The sequence below is a fragment of the Cyanobium sp. PCC 7001 genome (genome assembly GCF_000155635.1).
Classification (GTDB): Bacteria; Cyanobacteriota; Cyanobacteriia; order PCC-6307; family Cyanobiaceae; genus NIES-981.
Genome location: NZ_DS990556.1, coordinates 916,935 through 934,197, shown reverse-complemented (window position 1 = coordinate 934,197; position 17,263 = coordinate 916,935). Strand labels below are relative to the sequence as shown.

Here is a 17,263-nt window from a genome sequence, read left to right as displayed (position 1 = left end):
CAACAGCCCTAGCCAGCCTCAGGCCGATGGGGTTCTTCGTTCGCCTCACCGACGCCATCGCCGATCGCCAGTCGCTGCTGGTCACCGGTCTGGATCCCAACCCGGAGATGCTGCAGAGCTGGGTGGGCCGCCGCGGCATGGCGGGCCGTTCCTTCCTCAGCCAGGCCCGGCACTGGATCAAGGCGGTGATCGAGGCCACCGCTCCCCACGTGTGCGCCTACAAGCCCAGCCTCGGCTTCTACCAGGCCCTCGGCCCGGTGGGTCTGGAGCTGCTGCTGGAGGTGAGGGATCTGGTGCCGCCCGATCTTCCCCTGATCATCGACAGCAAGCACGGCGACCTCAACTCCTCCTCGGCGCTGGCCCAGTACGTGTTCCGGGAGCTCACGGCCGATGCCGTCACCCTCTCGCCCCTGGCCGGCCAGGACATCGCGGCCCCGTTCCTGCTCTATCCCGACAAGGCGGTGGTGATCACCTGCCACAGCTCGAACGAGGCGGCGCGCCTGATCCAGCACTTCCCCAGCGAGGAGCATCCCCTCTACCTGCGCATCGTGCGCGAGTGCCTGCTCTGGGCCACCCCCGAGCAGCTGCTGCTGGAGGTGGGCACCAGCGATCCTGCGATCCTGGCCCGGGTGCGTCAGGAGGCGCCGGAGCGGTTCCTGATCCTGCGCAGCCTCTGGGGCGTGGAGGAGAAGCTGGAGGCGATGCTGCAGGCCGGCCTCTCCAGCGCCGGCGACGGACTGCTGCTCCCCCTGCCCCAGAACCTGCTGGTGGAGGACGACATCGCCCAGCGGGCCGAAGTGCTCAAGTTGCAGATCAATGCCACCCGCACCCGCTGGCTGGAGCGGCGTGGTGCCGGTGACGCCGAACGCTGCGACGTGTGGCTGCCCGCCCCGCCAGCCCGGCCCTCGCTGGATCGGCTCAGCCCGCGGCCGCCCCTGGAGCCCGCCGGGGTGGCCGTTCAGGCGGTGCCCCTGCAGGAGGCATTGCTGGCTTCGGCGGATGGGCTGGAATCGCTGATCGTGGATCTGTTCGACATCGGCTGCCTGCTGTTCGGCGACTACGTGCAGGCCTCAGGGGCGGTGTTCAACTACTACATCGACCTGCGCCAGATCATCTCCGATCCGAACCTCTTCCACCGGGTGCTGCATGCCTACGCGGGCCGCATGGAGGAGCTGGTGTTCGACCGGATCGCCGGGATTCCCTACGGCTCCCTGCCCACGGCCACCGGTCTCTCCCTGCTGCTGCACAAGCCCCTGATCTACCCGCGCAAGGAGGTGAAAGCCCATGGGGCCCGCCGCCTGATCGAGGGGGATTTCGAGGAGGGGGACCTGGTGGTTGTGGTGGATGACATCCTGATCACCGGCGGCAGCGTGCTCGAGGGCATCGCCAAGCTCGAGAGCTCCGGCCTCCAGGTGCAGGATGTGGTGGTGTTTCTCGACCATGGCGGCGACCACGACCGTCGCGCCAAGGAACGGCTGGCGGCCGCGGGCTACCGCTGCCAGGCGGTGCTGGGCATCGACACCATCACCCGGGTGCTCCATGCCGCCGGGCGCCTCAGCGATGGCCAGGCCGCCCTGCTGCTGCCGGAGCTGTGACGGCGCCCGCCGAAGGCGCCAGACCATGGGCTCCTAGGGTGAGTGTGCGCCCCTGAACCTCCCGGGCGCCACCCTCGCCATGAGCAGCAGCACCGGCCTCACGATCGGGGAACTGGAGGCGAACTACTCCCTGTACTGCAAGGCCCTGCGGCGCCTGCTCCAGGAGGGCCGCAGCCGGGCAGCGATCGAGCGCACGGTGTGCTGGAGCCGCCTGGCCCAGCTCCACATCTGCCTGCCGGGCCGCTACAAGGCGCCGGACTACCTCTGCGTGGTGCTGAAGCGCGATCTGGCTTAGCTCCATTCTCGGCGGGAGCCGATTTCACCTAGAACGGCGCGGCGACGGCCTCTCCCGGGCTGCGCCCATCCCAGCTGCGCCGCCCTGCAGGAATCCCCCGCGTGAAATCGATCTCGGATCCCTTTCTGCGCCGGCCGGTGCTCACGCTGGTGATCAGCCTGCTGGTGCTGCTGGCGGGCTTTGTGAGCCTGCCGGGCCTGCAGATCGAGAACCTGCCCCCCATCGCGCCCGGCCGGGTCACGGTGAGCACCAGCTATCCCGGCGCCAGCCCCGAAGTGGTGGAGCAGGGGGTGACCACCCTGCTGGAGAAGCAGCTCAACGGGCTGGAACGCCTGGATCAGGTGCGATCCACCAGCTCGGCCGGCAGCAGCAGCATCACCCTCAGCTTCGAGGGCGGCGACCCGGAGATCAACCAGATCAACGCCCAGAACGAGGCGGCGGTGGTGAACCCCCGCCTGCCGCCCCAGGTGGCCCGCTTCGGCGTGCGGGTGCGCCGCAGCTCCGACGACCTGCTGATGGTGCTGAGCTTCAGCGCCGACCGTGACCTCTACGACGACACCTTCCTGAGCGGCTGGGTGGAGCAGGTGGTGATCGACCGCCTGCAGCGGGTGTCGGGGGTGGGGGAGGCGCGCCTGTTCGGCGGCAGCCCCCTGGCGTTCCGGCTCTGGCTCGATCCCGCCCGGCTCAACCAGCTGGGGCTCACCATCACCGACGTGCGGGATGCCCTCGAGGAGCAGAACGTGCTGGCGGCCCTGGGCCAGGCCGGCGACGCCCCGGCCCCCGACGATCAGATGCTCACCCTGCCCCTGCGCATGGAGGGGCGCCTGCGCAGCGTGCAGGAGTTCGAGCAGCTGGTGGTGGCGCCGACGCCGGAGGGCGGGGTGACCCTGCTGCGTGACGTGGGCCGCGTGACCCTCGGCAGCGAGAACTACGACGCCATCGCCACCAACCTGCAGGGCAAGGCCACCGTGGCGATGGGCATCTTCCAGCGGGATGGCAGCAATGCCCTCGACGTGAGCCGTGGCATCAGCACCGCCCTCGACGAGATCACCCCGAACCTGCCTCCCGGGGTGGAGTTCCAGGTGATCATCGATGAGGCCGAGACGGTGCGTCAGAACATCGACCGCACCCTGGCCAGCCTGCGGGATGCGGTGCTGCTGGTGTTCCTGGCGCTGCTGCTCGGCCTCGGCAACAGCCGCCTGGCCCTCCTCTCCGCCCTGGTGGTGCCGGTGGCCCTGGTTGGATCGCTCACGGTGCTGCGGCTCACCGACAGCTCGATCAACACCCTCACCCTGTTCGGCATGGTGCTGGCCACCGGCCTGGTGGTGGATGACGCCATCGTGGTGAGCGAGGACATCGGCCGCCGGATCGAGCAGGGCCACCCCCCCCTGCTGGCGGCGCGCGAGGCCATGGCGGAGCTGGGCGGAGCCGTGGTGGCCACCTCCCTGGTGCTGATCGCCGTGTTCCTGCCGGTGCTCACCCTGGGCGGCAGCACCGGACGCCTCTACGCCCCGATCGGCCTCACGATCGGAGCCACGATCGTGTTCTCCACCTTCAATGCCCTCACCTTCACGCCCGTGGCCGCCAGCCGGCTGCTGCCGGCGGGCGGCGGCGGCGAGCCGGCCTGGCTGCTGCGCTGGATCGATCCCCCCAGGCGGGCCCTCGAGTCCCTGGAAGGGCCCTACGACCGCTGGCTCACCCGGGCCCTGGGCTGGCGCCGCCGCATCGTGGCGCTGCTGCTGGTGGGTCTGCTGCTCACGGCCGCGGCCTACCAGCAGCGGCCCAAGGCCTTCATTCCCCAGGAGGACGGCAGCCAGCTGCGGGGCGTGGTGGTGCTGCCCGACGGGATGGCCCTGGCGCGCACCCAGGCCGTGATGGAGCGCGTGCGCCAGGTGATCGCCGAGGAACCCCTGGTGGTGACGGGCAACTTCTACGCCGGCCGCTCCTTCGGCGACAGCGGCCCCAACAAGGGCATTTTCTTTCTGCGCCTCAAGCCGGTCGATGAGCGGCAGGGCAGCGATCAGACCCCCGCCGCCCTGGCCGCCCGGCTGAACGGCCGGCTGGCCGCCAGCATCGGTGATGCCCAGGTGGTGGTGATCGAGGCACCCACGGTGCGCGGTTTCGGCAGCGAGGGCGGCATCGAGTTCGAACTGCTCGACACCAGTGGCGGCCGGCTGAGCCTCACCGAGTTCGAGCAGGTGGCCCAGAGCTTCATTGAGGCCGCCCAGGCCACCGGTGCCTTCGAGCGGGTGAACACCCGCTTCGTGGCGAACGCGCCGCTGGTGCGGCTCGAGCCCGACCGCCTCAAGCTGGGCTCCCTCGGGGTGGATCTGGAGGAGCTGGTGGAGGTGCTGGGGGCCAGCTTCGGCAGCGACTACGTGAACGACAGCTTCGAGGGGGACCGGGTGCGCCGGGTGATCGTGCAGCTGGAGGGGGCCGAACGCCGCAACGTGCAGGACGTGCTGGCGCTGCAGGTGCGTGGGCGGGACGACACCCTCATCCCCCTGGCCGAGGTGGTGCGGGTGGTGCAGGACACGGGCCCCACGGTGATCAACCACACCCGCCTGGTGCGATCGATCGGCATCCGGGCCCAGCCCCTGATGGGGGTGAGCACGGGCCAGGCCATGGACCGGCTGCAGGAGGTGCGTCGGGAGCTCGGCAGTTCCGCCACCGACCTGGAGTGGGCAGGTCTGGCCCGGGAGGAGGCCCGCGCCGGTGGCGCCAACGAGCAGGTGTTCCTGCTGGCGGTGGTGGTGATGGTGCTGGTGCTGGCGGGCCTCTACGAGAACTTCATCGACCCGATGATCATCCTGGTCACGGTGCCCCTGGGTCTGCTGGGCGGCATCGCCGGACTGGCGATCCGGGATCTGCCCCTGGACGTGTACGGCCGCATGGGCCTGCTGGTGCTGGTGAGCCTGGCGGCCAAGAACGGCATCCTGATCGTGGAGTTCGCCAACCAGCGCCTGGCGGCTGGGATGCCCCTCGAGCAGGCCATCCATGGCGCTGCCGTGGCCCGTCTGCGCCCCATCCTGCTCACGGCCATCTCCTCGCTGGCCGGCTTCATGCCGCTGCTGTTCGCCAGCGGTGCCGGTGCCGCCAGCCGCACCAGCATCGGCACGGTGGTGTTCGCAGGCCTGCTCGTGGCCACGGTGCTGAGCCTGTTCGTGGTGCCGGTGATCTACCGGATCGTGAAGGGCTGGGAGCTGGGCCGTCAGCGGTCCCGAGGAGCCCAGGAGAGGGGCTCCGAAGCCTTCTAGGACTCTCTCTCTGTCGTTGTCCCTGGCTCCGTGTGCCGCCCTGGAGCGGATTGGGAAGGCCTGTCGCTCGGCTGGGGCTGGCCCTGCTGCTGGACGGTGGAGAGGCGGCTGATCAGCAGGCCCATCACGGCCGCGATGTAGAAGGTGCCCACCACGGCCAGGCCCACGCTCACCATCTGCGCCATCGGCGTGAGCGGGGTGATGTCGCCATAGCCCGCCGTGGTGAGACTCACGAACGAGAAATAGTTGAGCCGCACGAAATTCAGGCTCCACACCGGGTACACCTCGGCCTCGGTGGCGGGGATGGAGCCGGCGAAGTCCACGTTGCTGAAGCTGCCCGGGTTGGTGGTCTCGAGGGCGGCGCAGATCAGTCCACCGGCCAGTCCCAGCATCAGGTAGCCCGCCAGGGAGCCCCTCAGCACATCCATGCTCACCTGCCGTTCCTGGGCCAGGCCCCGGATCAGCCGGATCGCGCTCCAGTTGCTGAACAGGGCCCAGAGAATCAGCACGGGCACGCCGGAGTGGCGCAGCTGCAGCGGGGTGAGGAACCAGATCAGTCCCATGATCACCGTGCCCCAGCCGAGCAGCTTGAACAGCCGGCGGGGCACGGTGCCGAACTGCAGCTGATCCACGGGATCGCCCAGGCCCCGCACCATCACCAGCCCCAGCAGCAGGTACCCCACGCTGGAGATCCCGTACCAGGGAGGCGGCAGGGTGAAGCAGGCCAGCAACAGCAGGCAGGCCGCCAGCAGCACCTTGTAGGTGCGGTGGAGTCTGCGGAGGCGATGGCGGGTCATCGCGGCCGGGCGATCAGCTGCCACTCTCCAGCACACCGCATGGCTGAACATCGTCTGATCTGAACGATGATCCAGTACAGGGACTCCCTGCCGGCTGCGCGCCCTGATGTCGTCCGTTCTCTCGACCAGCGTTCTGAACCGGCAGTTCCGGACCGACGCCCGGCTCGATCAGGAATACCTGGTGCTCACCACCGCTTCGGGTCTGATCGCCACCCTGGGGCTGCTCGCCAACAGCACGGCGGTGGTGATCGGAGCGATGCTGATCGCGCCGTGGATCCTGCCGTTGCGGGCCACCGCCTTCGCGATCCTGCGGGGCAACCTCCCCCTGGTGGGTCGTGGCCTGCTCACACTCAGCATCGGCGTGCTCACCACGGTGGCGATCTCGGCGCTGCTGGGTGCTGTGGTGGCCCTGCCGGTGTTCGGCTCGGAGGTGCTGGGACGTACCGCGCCCAATGTGCTGGATCTGGCGATCGCCATCGTGGCCGGGGCGATCGCCACCTACGCCAAGGTGCGGGTGAAGGCGATCGGCTCGTTGGCCGGCACCGCGATCGCGGTGGCGCTGGTGCCGCCGGTGTGCGTGTTCGGCCTGCTGATCGCGGCCGGGGAGTGGCAGATGGCGCGGGGGGCCGGCCTGCTGTTCGCCGCCAACCTGCTCGGCATCCTCAGCGGCGCCCTGGTGATGCTGGGGATCGCCCGACCGGAGCTGCGCCAGAAGCTGTTCACCAGCAAGCTCGGCTACATCAGCCTGCTGTTCACCGGTCTGCTGCTGATCCCGCTCAGCACCAGTTTCCTGGCACTCACGGCCAATGCCCGCCGCCAGGCGGCCCTGGATCGGGTGGAGCAGGACATCGCCGAGAGCCTGCGCAAGGAGACCATCACCCTGGGCCAGGACGCCGAGCTGGTGGGGATCAGCATCGACTGGGGCCAGAACCCCCCCCTGATCCGGGCCTCGGTGCGGGTGAGCAAGCCCAACCTGCCCACTCCCCGGCAGGTGGCGGACGTGCAGGACTTCATCAACTCCCGCCAGCCCTACCGCTACCGGCTGCTGGTGCAGCGCACCTCCATCGATGTGATCGGCCCGGAGACCCCGCCCAACCCGGAGTCAGTGGTGGTGTCGCCGGAGACCCTCGCCCCCAGGGAGGCCACACCGTTCGTGCCCTCCGTTCCGCCCCTCCCCGAGGGCAAGGCACCCGGCACGATGGGATCCGATGGCCAGGTGCGCAAGCAGACGCCGAAGCCGGCCCCTTCCGCCAAGGAAACTCCGGAGCCCCAACCCCCTCGGGCGGACTAGGCCATGCCCGTGTCGAACGACCCGGGGGAGCGGGGCCGCAGCCGCTCCCGCACGGCATCGGCCACTCCGGTGCTGGAGGGGCCGATGGTGAGGTTGTGGCGTTGTTCCTCGGCGGTGAGGGGCTCGTGATCGCGCTCCTGCTGCCGCAGCACGGCCAGATCGGCATCGGAGGGGTCCTCCCCCTGGCGCTGCCGTTGCCGCAGCCGCTGCTCGAGCAGGGCCTTGGGCGCCTCGCAGCTGACGATCACCAGCGGTACCCCCGCCCTGGCGGCCACGGCGGCCATGGCCTGGCGGTTCCGGCGTTGCAGGAAGGTGGCATCCACGATTACGGTCTGGCCGGCCCGCAGCAGCGTTTCGGCCAGTTCCGGCAGCACCCGGGAGAACAGCTCCTCCCCCACCGCGGCTGCATAGGGGTCCCCCTGGCGGGGCGGCGGCCCATCGCGATCCGCTCTGGCCACGCCCCAGAGGCCGAACAGCCGCTTGCGTTCCACATCCGAGCGCAGGCGGATGGCACCGAGCTGCTCCAGCAGCCTGCCGCTGTGGTGCGACTTGCCGGAGCCGGACAGCCCGTGGCACAGCACCAGACCCTGGGGGCGGGGCTCGGCGGTGCGCTCCGCCAGGCGGATGTAGCGCTCCACGCTGACCTGGTCAGCGGCCAGGGCCGCCACCTTGGCCCGCACCAGGGCCCGGTAGCTCACGTACCAGGCCCAGAGCTCCAGCCCGCGGTAGTCGCCGCTCTGCTCCAGCCAGCGGTTGAGCAGCCGGGAGCCCAGGGCCTGCTCTCCGTGCTCCTGCAGGTCCATCACCAGAAAGGCGATGTCGCTGATCGGATCGATCCAGCGCAGCCCGGGGTTGAACTCCAGGCAGTCGAACACCTCGATGGCCTCGCGGCGCAGCAGCAGGTTGCCGAGATGGAGATCGCCGTGGCATTCCCGGATCCGGCCGCTGGCCAGCCGGGCGGCGAAGCGGCTCCGCAGCTGGCGATCGGTGCGCTGGATCCAGGCCTGGAGCCGCTCGAGCCGCGGAGCCAGCCCGGGATCGGCGTGGCGCCGCAGGCTGGTGACGTTGGCCAGCACCGGCTCCAGCACGGCCTTGGGGGTGCCATAGGGGCCATCCCGCTCGGCCTGGGCGGCCTGGCCATGGAAGCGGGCCAGCGCATCCGCCAGCCGGTCGATGTGGCGGCCGCTCACCTTGCCCCGCTCCAGCACGGCCGGCAGCAGGGCCTCCTGGGGGAACTGCTCCATCCGCACCGCATACTCCCGGGCTTGCCCGCTGCTGGCCGCCGGCTCATCCGTGGCCTCGGCGATACGGGGTTGGGCCGGGCTGCCACCGATCGCCACCACGCCGCGGTAGAGCCGCGGGTTGAGCCGCCGGTTGAGCCGCACCTCCTCATGGCAGCAGCGCCGGCGCCGTTCCAGGGTGCTGAAGTCCACGAAGCCGAAGTTCACCGGCTTCTTGATCTTGTAGGCGAGGCTGCCGGTGAGCACCACCCAGGAGATGTGGGTCTGCAGCAGCTGGAATCGGCTCACCGGATGGGGATAGGCCTGCGGCCGGAGCAGGGCCTGAATCAGCTCCGGCAGATCAGGGGAGCACTCCTGGGAGTGGTCCTGAGAGGGGTCCTGGGAGGGATTGTTGGGACCCATCGCCTGGACGGACTGGAGAACGTACCGGCCGAAGGCCTCAGTCGAAGCCGAGCAGATCGAAGATCTCGCGATCCTTGAGCGATTCGGCCTCCAGGGGCCGCACGTTCTCCAGCATGGCCTGGGCCAGCCGCAGGTATTCCTGCTGCACGGCTTCCACTTCCGGGCTGGCCTCCATCTCGAAGATGGTGCACTTCTTCAGCCGCGAGCGGCGGATGGCGTCGAGGTCGGGGAAGTGGGCCATGGTGCGCATCCCCACCCGGTCGTTGAAGCGGTCGATCTGGTCGGTGTCCTTGCTGCGGTTGGCCACCACGCCACCGAGCCGCACCTTGTAGTTCTTCGCCTTCGCCTGGATGGCGGCGATGATCCGGTTCATGGCGAAGATCGAGTCGAAGTCGTTCGCCGTCACGATCAGGCAGTAGTGGGCGTGCTGCAGCGGCGCCGCGAAGCCGCCACACACCACATCGCCCAGCACATCGAAGATCACCACGTCGGTGTCCTCCAGCAGGTGGTGCTCCTTGAGCAGCTTCACCGTCTGGCCGGTCACGTAGCCGCCGCAGCCCGTGCCGGCCGGCGGACCGCCCGATTCCACGCACTGCACCCCGTTGAAGCCCTCGAACACGAAGTCTTCCGGCCGCAGTTCCTCGCTGTGGAAGTCCACCTCCTCGAGGATGTCGATCACGGTGGGCACCATCCGCTTGGTGAGCGTGAAGGTGGAATCGTGCTTGGGGTCACAGCCGATCTGCAGCACCCGCTTGCCCAGCTTGGAGAAGGCGGCCGAGAGATTGGAGGAGGTGGTGGATTTGCCGATGCCCCCCTTGCCGTAGACGGCGATCACGAGGGCGCCGGTCTCGATGCCGACACTCGGATCCTGGTGGACCTGGAGGCTGCCTTCTCCGTCGGGGCGGCGCAGGGTGGTGGTCATGGGAGGGGGTGTCCTGGAAGGGGTGGAAGAAAGGAAAGGGAAGAAGAGGGGAGAGAGCTGTGGCAGGGAATGGCTGAGGCCGGCAGGGCGGCGTCGGCCTCAGGCCGAGAAGTGGGCCTTGGCGGCGTAGAGGGCCTCGCTGTCGATCCGGGCGAGGCCATGCTCACGGGCGTAGGTCTCGGTGTTGCGCCGCACCTTGCCCCGCACGAAGAAAGGAATCTTCGCCAGCTCCGCCTCGCCGCTCGGATCCCAGCTGGGACCCGTGGTCGAGCCCGGCGCCGCTGGCTCCTCCTGGGGTGAGTCGGCCACCTCGGCCGGCTGGCTTCCCACCGGCGCGCTGCCTCCAGGCGGGCTGCCGCCCAGGTGGCTGCGGTGGCCCTCCACGAATTCGAAGTCGTGGCGGAACATGCCGATCAGGTGTTCCTCCAGGCCCATCATCAGCGGGTGCACCCAGCTGTCGAAGAGCTCGTTGGCACCCTCCCAGCCCATCTGGGGGGCATGGCGGGCCGGCACGTCCTGCACGTGCAGCGGCGCGCTGATCACGGCGCAGGGGATGCCCAGCCGTTTGGCGCTGTGGCGTTCCATCTGGGTGCCGAGCACCAGCTCGGGCATGGCCTCGGCCATGGCCCGCTCCACCTGGAGGTAGTCGTCGGTGATCAGGGCCTCGAGGCCCAGCTCCCGCGCGGCGGCCCGCACCTCGCGGGCCAGCTCGCGGCTGTAGCTGCCCAGGCCCACCACCTGGAAACCCAGCTCCTGGCTGGCCACCCGGGCGGCGGCGATGGCGTGGGTGGCGTCGGCGAAGATGAACACCCGCTTGCCGGTGAGGTAGGTGGAGTCCACCGATCGGGAATACCAGGGCAGGCGGCTGCGGAGCTCGTGCCCGCCCTGCAGCGGCTGTGTGCCGGCCTGTTCGCCCGTATCCACGGGTTCATCCATGCCCAGCACCTGGCGCAGCTCGGCCAGGAAGGCCCGGGTGGCGCCCACGCCGATCGGCACCGTGCGCACCACGGGCTGGCCGAAGCGCCGCTCCAGCCAGCTGCACACCGGCCCGGCCACCTCGGGGTAGAGGCACACGTTGGCGTCGGCCGTCGGGATGCGGAGCAGTTCGCCCGGGCGGGCCTCGAGGGGCGCCACCACGCTCACGTCGATGCCCTCGGCGCCCAGCAGCCGGCTCACCTCGCGCACGTCGTCGCGGCAGCGGAAGCCCAGCAGACTGGGCCCCAGCAGGTTGACCCGGGGCCTCCGCCCTTCCTCCCGCCAGCGCGTGGGCGAGGGTGCCGGTGTGCCCGGGGCGGGCAGCTGGTCTTTGAGGAGCTGGCGCACCAGTTGATAGAAGGTTTCGGCCGCCCCCCAGTTCTCCTTCTTGGAATAGGCGGGCAGGTCCAGGCTCACCATCGGGATGCCGCCCAGGTCCATGCCGGCCGCCAGGGCGCCGGGCTGGTCCTGGATCAGCTCGGCGGTGCAGCTCTCACCCACCAGCAGCGCCTCGGGCTGGAACCGCTCCACGGCCTCGCTGATCGTGCGCTTCACCAGCTCCGCCGTGTCGCCGCCCAGATCCCGGGCCTGGAAGGTGGTGTAGGTGACGGGCGGCCGCCGGTCGCGCCGCTCGATCATGGTGAACAGCAGATCGGCGTAGGTGTCGCCCTGGGGAGCGTGCAGCACGTAGTGCACACCCTGCATCGAGGCGGCGATCCGCAGGGCCCCCACATGGGGCGGGCCTTCGTAGGTCCAGAGGGTGAGTTCCATCAGGAGAAGCGCAGCAGATTGCGGCGACGCAGGGGTCGGGAGAACAGTTCGGCCAGATCGCCGGCCTGGTCGCAGCCGTGGATCGGGCTGAACACCAGCTCGATCGACCACTTGGTGGCGATCCCTTCGGCTTCGAGCGGATTGGCCAGCCCCAGGCCGCACACCACCAGATCCGGCCGGGCGGCCCGCACCCGATCGAGCTGGTTGTCCACGTGCTGGCCTTCGTTCAGCTGGGTGCCGGGGGGCAGCAGGGCCATCTCCTCGGCCAGCAGAGCACGGTCGAGGTAGGGGGTGCCCACCTCCACCAGCTCCATGCCGCATTCACGCTGCAGGAAGCGGGCCAGGGAGAGCTCGAGCTGGGAATCGGGCAGGAGGAACAGGCGCTTGCCCTCCAGGATCCGGCGGTGGGGCTCCACGGCCCGCCGGCCGCGCTCGATCAGGGGCTCGAGCACCGCGGCGCTCTGGGCCTGTGGAATGGCGAACGCCTCAGCGGCGGCGCGCATCCAGGCGGCGCTTCCCTCCACCCCGAGGGGGTAGGGGGCGGCGATCAGCCGGGCGCCGCGGGCCATCAGGGCCCGGGCCGTCGCCGAGAGGAACGGCTGGGCCAGCAGCAGCCGGGTGCCGGGCCCCACGGCCGGCAGGTCGCGGGAGCTGCGGGGCGGCAGGCTGCGCACCCGCTCGATGCCCATGCGGCCGAACAGGCTCACCAGGCGATCCTCCACCGCATCGGCCAGGGTGCCCACGATCAGCAGCTCCGAAGCCGGGGCATCGGCTGACTCCCGCGGCGCGCCCGGCATCAACGGCACCATCGCCAGCAGGGCCTGGTCCTCGCCCTGGGTGAAGGTGGTCTCGATGCCGCTGCCGCTGTAGTTGAGCACCCGCACCTGGCCCGCCAGGCGGGTGTTGAGACGCTCGGCCGCCTTGGCCAGATCGAGCTTGATCACCTCGCTGGGACAGGAGCCCACCAGGAACAGGGTGCGGATCTCGGGGCGGCGCGCCAGCAGGTCGGCCACCAGGCGGTCGAGCTCCTCGTTGGCATCGGCCAGCCCGGCCAGATCCCTCTCCCCCAGGATCGCGGTGCCGAAGCGCGGTTCGGCGAAGATCATCACCCCGGCGGCGCTCTGGATCAGGTGCGCGCAGGTGCGCGAGCCCACCACCAGGAAGAAGGCGTCGGGCATGCGCCGGTGCAGCCACACGATCGAGGTGAGGCCGCAGAACACCTCGCGCTGGCCGCTCTCCTTGCGCAGAGGCAGCGCTGCCTCCCGGCTCTCCTCGCGCGCCTCCTGCCGCACCTCTGACGCGGTGGCCGAAGCCACCGAAGTCGATCCACCCATGCGCAGCTCCGCTGCAGCGTTACTCACCACTGCTAGGGGAGAACGGTGCCCTTGGCAGTGCTCAGGCCTCGAAATGGGCCTGATCGGTGGGCTTTGTCATAGGGCGGGGTCAGGGTTCGCTGAGCCGCAGGTCCACGCTGCAGGGCCGGGCGGGCTGGCTCTGCCAGGGGGCGGCCAGGGGAAGGGGCACCGCCGTGGGGGGCTCCGGGGTGAAGGTCCTGGCGTCGGTCTCGAGCCGCCACTGGGCCAGGGGCAGGCAGGAGTCGCCGCTCCCGGCCGCTGCACCCGCAGCGCCCCCGGCCTGCACCGGCAGCAGTTGGAGCACCAGGGGCATGTGGGGATCGATGGCGGGGTGGAAGCAGGGGTAGAGGCGGCTGGCCCGGTAGCGCACCGCCAGGGGCTCGCTGTCGTGCAGCGGCAGCGGCCGGCCGTTCAGCAGCAGCCGGCAGCTGCGGCGCAGGGCCGGGTCGGTGATCACCTCGAAGCGGCGCAGGGAACTGTCGACGAAGCGGCTGGTGAACCCCCCTTCCCGCGGCGTGTCGCTGATCAGGGGCCAGGGCTCGAGGGCTGGCCGCAGCTCCAGCCGCCCCGGTCCGGCCTGGGGCTGCCAGTGCAGCAGGGGGGGGAAGCGCCAGTCCCACACGGCCCGGTAGGGCTCGGGATCCAGGGGCAGGCCGGCGGCGGCCAGCTCCGCCAGGATCGTTTCCAGGTCGGCCCAGAGCTGGCTGGGCAGCAGCATCCGATCGTGCAGAGCCAGCCCCCAGGGCTTCAACCGGCGGGGGCGCCGCTCCGGATCGAGCAACAGGGCGGCCATGTGGCTCCACAGGAGGGCAATGGCAGCCATCCAATCGGTCCGGGGCAGGGACTCGATCGCCCGGAATTCGATCAGCCCCAGGCAGCCCGCCGGCGCTCCGGGGTTCCAGAACTTGTCGAGGCTGATCTCGCTGCGGTGGTTGTTGCCGGAGCGATCGGCATGGAGGTGGCGCAGCGTTTCGCCGATCAGCTCACGCTGCTCCCCCTCGCTGGCCTCCAGCACGCGGTAGGCCAGCTCCAGATCGAACAGATCGCCCAGGGCCTCATCGGGCCGTGGCGCCTGGGAGGCCGGCCCCACGCTGGAGCCGCTGAACAGATAGGCCAGGCTCGGATGGTGCTGGAAATAGCGCAGGATCCCCACCAGCCAGGCGGGCCTGGGGAAGAAGGGATGGTCCTCGAGGCTGCGGCTGCCCCAGAGCAGGTGGTTGCCCCCCCCGGTGCCCTCCTCGGCTCCCGCGGGGTTCCGCTTCCAGCTGCGCATCCCCACGGCCGCCGCGGCCTCCTCCAGCAGCACCATCCAGTCGCGGTAGGCGCTCCAGCTGTCGCACACCGGCAGATTCACCTCCAGCACGCCCGGATCGGCGGTGAGGCCCAGCACCTCCCAGCCCTCGGCCGCATCCACCGGCAGCAGTCCGCTCAGATCGGGCTGACACAGGGGCGTGCCGCCGCGGGGGCAGCTGGCCAGGGCGCTGATGGCGCGCAGCAGGGTTTCGGTGGGCTCCCGTTCCAGGGGAGGCAGGAACAGGTCCCAGCCGGCGGCACCGAAGCCGCCGCCGATCTCCAGGGTGAGCAGCTGGCAGGGCAGGTCGTCGGGGAAGTGCTCCAGGGGCAGGCGCAGCCCGGCCGGACCGGGGGCTTTGGTGAGACGGCGCTCCTCGGGGGCCAGATCCCAGCGGCCGCTGCGCCATTCCCCCAGCTCGCAGGTGAGGGGCACGGCCCAGACCGCCGCATCCGGATTCTGGGCGTCCTCGAAGCGCAGGGGGTGCAGGGCCGTGCCCAGCCGTTCGCCCAGGCGGGCCAGCCAGTCCTCGGCGGCAGCGGCATCGAGGGGATCCCCGGCCTCGGCCGCCCGCGGCCAGGGGGCAATCGGCCTGGCCTCCCGGCCGGTGATCAGCCGCAGGGCCCAGCGGGGGTTCACCTCGCCCTCGTAGCGCTTGCCGCTGCAATAGAGGAGGGTGCTGCCGGGCCAGGTGCGCTGCTGGATCGCCCGGGCCAGGGCCCGGGCCATCGGCAGCTTGGTGGGGCCATCGGCCGCCACCGACCACTCCAGCCCCTCGGGGTCGTCGGGCACCAGGGTGGGTTCACCCCCCAGGGTGAGCTGCACTCCCGCCGCCTGCAGCCGCGCCTCCGCACGCTGTGCGGCTTCATCCATCCAGGGCATCGTGGCTGCGGGGAGGGGACGAGGGGAGAAGGTTCGGTTGAAGCGAAGGCCGACGCCCACTCCAGCCGATGCCCGCTCCATTGTTCTGCCCAGGGATGCGGGCCGGCAAGGAGCTTGGTTTAATGGCGCAGCGATCGGGGACTGCGGATCCGGATCCCCATGGCCAGCTCCAGCTGGCGGCCCTGGCGCCGTCGCCGCCCCCCCTCCACGCGCATCCGCCGGCCCTGGCGGGCGCCGCTGGCCCTGGTGCTGCTCGTGAACCTGGCCGCCATCGGCTACCGCCTCACCGAGGGCTGGAGCTGGGCCGACTGCTACTGGATGGTGGCGATCACGATCAGCACGATCGGCTACGGGGAGGTGCAGCCCCTCTCCCCCTCAGGCCGGGTGGTCACGGCGCTGCTGATCCTCGGTGGCGTCGTGGTGGTGCAGATCAGCATCCAGGGGGTGCTGGGGCTGTCCGAATCGGGCTATTTCCGGCGCCTGCGCGAGCGCCGCTTCCGCCGCTGGCTCAAGACCATGCAGAACCATGTCATTCTCTGCGGCTACGGCCGCATCGGCCGTGAAATCGCCGAGCAGCTCACCCGGGAGCGGGTGCCGCTGCTGGTGGTGGAGATGGACCAGGAGCGCCGCGACGCGGCGGAGGACCGGGGCCTGCCGGTGCTGGTGGCCGATGCCACCCTCGATGAAACCCTGCTGGAGGCCGGTATCCACCATTGCCGCTCCCTGGTGGCGGCCCTGCCCAGCAATGCCGCCAACCTCTACGTGGTGCTCAGCGCCCGTGGCCTGGCCCCCAACTGCCGGCTGATCGCCCGCTCCGACAGCGACGAGGCGGAACGCAAGCTGCGCCTCGCCGGCGCCGACCAGGTGGTGAGCCCCTACGTGAGCGGTGGCCGCATGATGGCCGCCACTGCCCTGCGCCCCCTGGCGGTGACCTTCATGGATCTGCTGGCCGGCAGTGACTGCGAGGTGGAGGAGTTCCGGCTGAGCAGCGACCCCCAGGCCCTGGGGCCGCTGCTGGGCATGAGCCTGGGGGAACTGCAGCTGGGCCGCCGCACCGGAGCCCTGGTGCTGGCGGTGCAGCCCGCTCCGCTGGCCACTGAGGCGATGCGCCAGTACCGCGGTGCCAGCTACGTGCGCGAACAGCAGACCCTGATCGCCAATCCCGGCAGCGAGCATCGCCTGGCCCCGGGGCAGATGCTGGTGGTGATGGGCAGCAAGCAGCAGCTGGAGGGTGTCACCACCCTGCTGGGAGCGGCGCTGAGCAGCGTGGACCACATGACCGGCTGAGCGCTCAGCTCTCGGCCTCCTCAAGGATCTGCCGCTGCAGCTCGATCTGGTAGCCCTCCACCATCGCCTCGAGGGCGGCCTCCTCCTCCTCGTCCACCTGCAGGGCCTCGGCGAGGGTGAGATCCGGCACCTGGGCGGTGCCGATCGCCGTCAGGGCGATGCCGAGAGAGGCGCTGTCGCGATGCCAGATCGAGGCCGCCTCGGCCAGCTTGGTGAGCACCTCGTCGTCCACGGCCTCGCCGCTGCGCTGGGCCAGGGCCACGGCCAGGCGCCGGTCATCGAACACGGCCGCTGCGGCCAGATGGGCGGCGTGCAGGGCGCCGAGGCTGTACACCGCCTCCGAGCGCAGGGTGAGCAGGCTCTTGCTCAGGGCCCGTTCCCGCACCCCCTGCCAGGGCACCGAGGGGGTGGAGTCCAGGCCGGCCGCCGGAGCCTCATCCAGGCTGTCCATGGCCGGCAGCTTGGGATTGCCGGGGGGCAGAACGGTGACCCCGTGCTCGGCCCTGGCAGCGGCACCCACCGGGTCGAGCCGTTCGCCGATCCGCCGCAACCACCGTCCCACCCGTGCGCGCATGCCCATGGCCCATCCGCCTGCCGCTGGCACCACTGTGGCTCCTTCCGCCGTGGTGTGCCTTGCCCCAGGCGGAGATCCGCACCCCCAGACCTGGCCGATCTTTGTAACGTGTTGTAAAGACACGCGACGTTCCACCTTGGATTCCCTCTCCCTCAGCCGCCAGTTCGCCATCGAGGCCCATGCCCGGGCCATCGATTCCTGCGACGACATCGACGACCTGCGCGCCGTGGCCAAAAGTCTGCTGCAGGCCTGGCAGCTGCAGGCGTCCATGAGCGAAGACCTGGTGGGCCAGCTGATGGGCCTCCAGCCCCGGGTGCCGGGTCACTGA

The 17,263-nt window shown here is 70.5% G+C and carries 13 protein-coding genes; 6 read left to right on the top strand and 7 right to left on the bottom strand.

Annotation, left to right across the window (positions count from 1 at the left end; all coding sequences use genetic code 11):
* Positions 1-26 precede the first annotated feature (26 nt).
* The 3 genes from CPCC7001_RS04595 to CPCC7001_RS04585 all read left to right on the top strand — a co-directional run bounded on the left by CPCC7001_RS04595 (position 27) and on the right by CPCC7001_RS04585 (position 5,147).
* Entirely contained in the window at positions 27-1,595 is a 1,569-nt protein-coding gene (locus tag CPCC7001_RS04595; protein WP_006909412.1) for a bifunctional orotidine-5'-phosphate decarboxylase/orotate phosphoribosyltransferase, read from the top strand.
* Between the two features lie 79 nt (positions 1,596-1,674).
* Positions 1,675-1,890 (top strand): DUF3136 domain-containing protein, encoded by a 216-nt coding sequence (locus tag CPCC7001_RS04590; RefSeq protein ID WP_006909337.1) that lies wholly within the window; start codon positions 1,675-1,677, stop codon positions 1,888-1,890.
* 101 nt (positions 1,891-1,991) lie between these two features.
* Positions 1,992-5,147: an efflux RND transporter permease subunit gene (locus CPCC7001_RS04585; RefSeq protein ID WP_006911474.1), complete on the top strand. Its 3,156-nt coding sequence runs from the start codon at positions 1,992-1,994 to the stop codon at positions 5,145-5,147.
* Here CPCC7001_RS04585 and CPCC7001_RS04580 read toward each other — a convergent pair.
* Positions 5,144-5,944: a potassium channel family protein gene (locus CPCC7001_RS04580; protein ID WP_050757068.1), complete on the bottom strand. Its 801-nt coding sequence runs from the start codon at positions 5,942-5,944 to the stop codon at positions 5,144-5,146. The two genes, CPCC7001_RS04585 and CPCC7001_RS04580, sit on opposite strands and share 4 nt — an antisense overlap.
* Positions 5,945-6,050: 106 nt before the next feature.
* Here CPCC7001_RS04580 and CPCC7001_RS04575 point away from each other — a divergent pair, with 106 nt between their 5' ends.
* Positions 6,051-7,235, top strand: a complete 1,185-nt coding sequence (locus tag CPCC7001_RS04575; protein ID WP_006911366.1) for a DUF389 domain-containing protein — start codon at positions 6,051-6,053, stop codon at positions 7,233-7,235.
* Here the strand turns inward: CPCC7001_RS04575 and CPCC7001_RS04570 are convergent.
* The 5 genes from CPCC7001_RS04570 to CPCC7001_RS04550 all read right to left on the bottom strand — a co-directional run bounded on the left by CPCC7001_RS04570 (position 7,232) and on the right by CPCC7001_RS04550 (position 15,065).
* Positions 7,232-8,878: a bifunctional aminoglycoside phosphotransferase/ATP-binding protein gene (locus tag CPCC7001_RS04570; protein ID WP_006909248.1), complete on the bottom strand. Its 1,647-nt coding sequence runs from the start codon at positions 8,876-8,878 to the stop codon at positions 7,232-7,234. The two genes, CPCC7001_RS04575 and CPCC7001_RS04570, sit on opposite strands and share 4 nt — an antisense overlap.
* A 37-nt stretch (positions 8,879-8,915) precedes the next feature.
* Entirely contained in the window at positions 8,916-9,800 is an 885-nt protein-coding gene (gene bchL / locus CPCC7001_RS04565) for a ferredoxin:protochlorophyllide reductase (ATP-dependent) iron-sulfur ATP-binding protein (protein ID WP_006910747.1), read from the bottom strand.
* A gap of 99 nt (positions 9,801-9,899) precedes the next feature.
* Positions 9,900-11,546 carry a ferredoxin:protochlorophyllide reductase (ATP-dependent) subunit B gene (locus CPCC7001_RS04560; protein ID WP_006911396.1) on the bottom strand — a complete coding sequence of 549 codons (1,647 nt, stop codon included), beginning with the start codon at positions 11,544-11,546 and terminating at the stop codon, positions 9,900-9,902.
* A complete protein-coding gene (locus CPCC7001_RS04555) occupies positions 11,546-12,880 on the bottom strand; it encodes a ferredoxin:protochlorophyllide reductase (ATP-dependent) subunit N (RefSeq protein WP_083782577.1) in 1,335 nt (444 codons plus the stop codon). The genes CPCC7001_RS04560 and CPCC7001_RS04555 overlap by 1 nt, the downstream gene beginning before the upstream one ends.
* 109 nt (positions 12,881-12,989) lie before the next feature.
* A complete protein-coding gene (locus CPCC7001_RS04550; protein ID WP_225867171.1) occupies positions 12,990-15,065 on the bottom strand; it encodes a transglutaminase family protein in 2,076 nt (691 codons plus the stop codon).
* A 168-nt stretch (positions 15,066-15,233) separates the two neighbouring features.
* Between CPCC7001_RS04550 and CPCC7001_RS04545 the strand changes: the two genes are divergently transcribed.
* Positions 15,234-16,361 carry a TrkA family potassium uptake protein gene (locus CPCC7001_RS04545; protein ID WP_006909702.1) on the top strand — a complete coding sequence of 376 codons (1,128 nt, stop codon included), beginning with the start codon at positions 15,234-15,236 and terminating at the stop codon, positions 16,359-16,361.
* 4 nt (positions 16,362-16,365) lie between these two features.
* On the opposite strand, the gene CPCC7001_RS04540 is transcribed toward CPCC7001_RS04545, so the two are convergent.
* On the bottom strand, positions 16,366-16,941 hold the full coding sequence (locus tag CPCC7001_RS04540; RefSeq protein WP_006909131.1) for a hypothetical protein: 576 nt from the start codon (positions 16,939-16,941) through the stop codon (positions 16,366-16,368).
* Between the two features lie 130 nt (positions 16,942-17,071).
* Here CPCC7001_RS04540 and CPCC7001_RS04535 point away from each other — a divergent pair, with 130 nt between their 5' ends.
* Positions 17,072-17,263, top strand: coding sequence for a hypothetical protein (locus CPCC7001_RS04535; protein ID WP_006909429.1), 192 nt, complete (start codon positions 17,072-17,074; stop codon positions 17,261-17,263).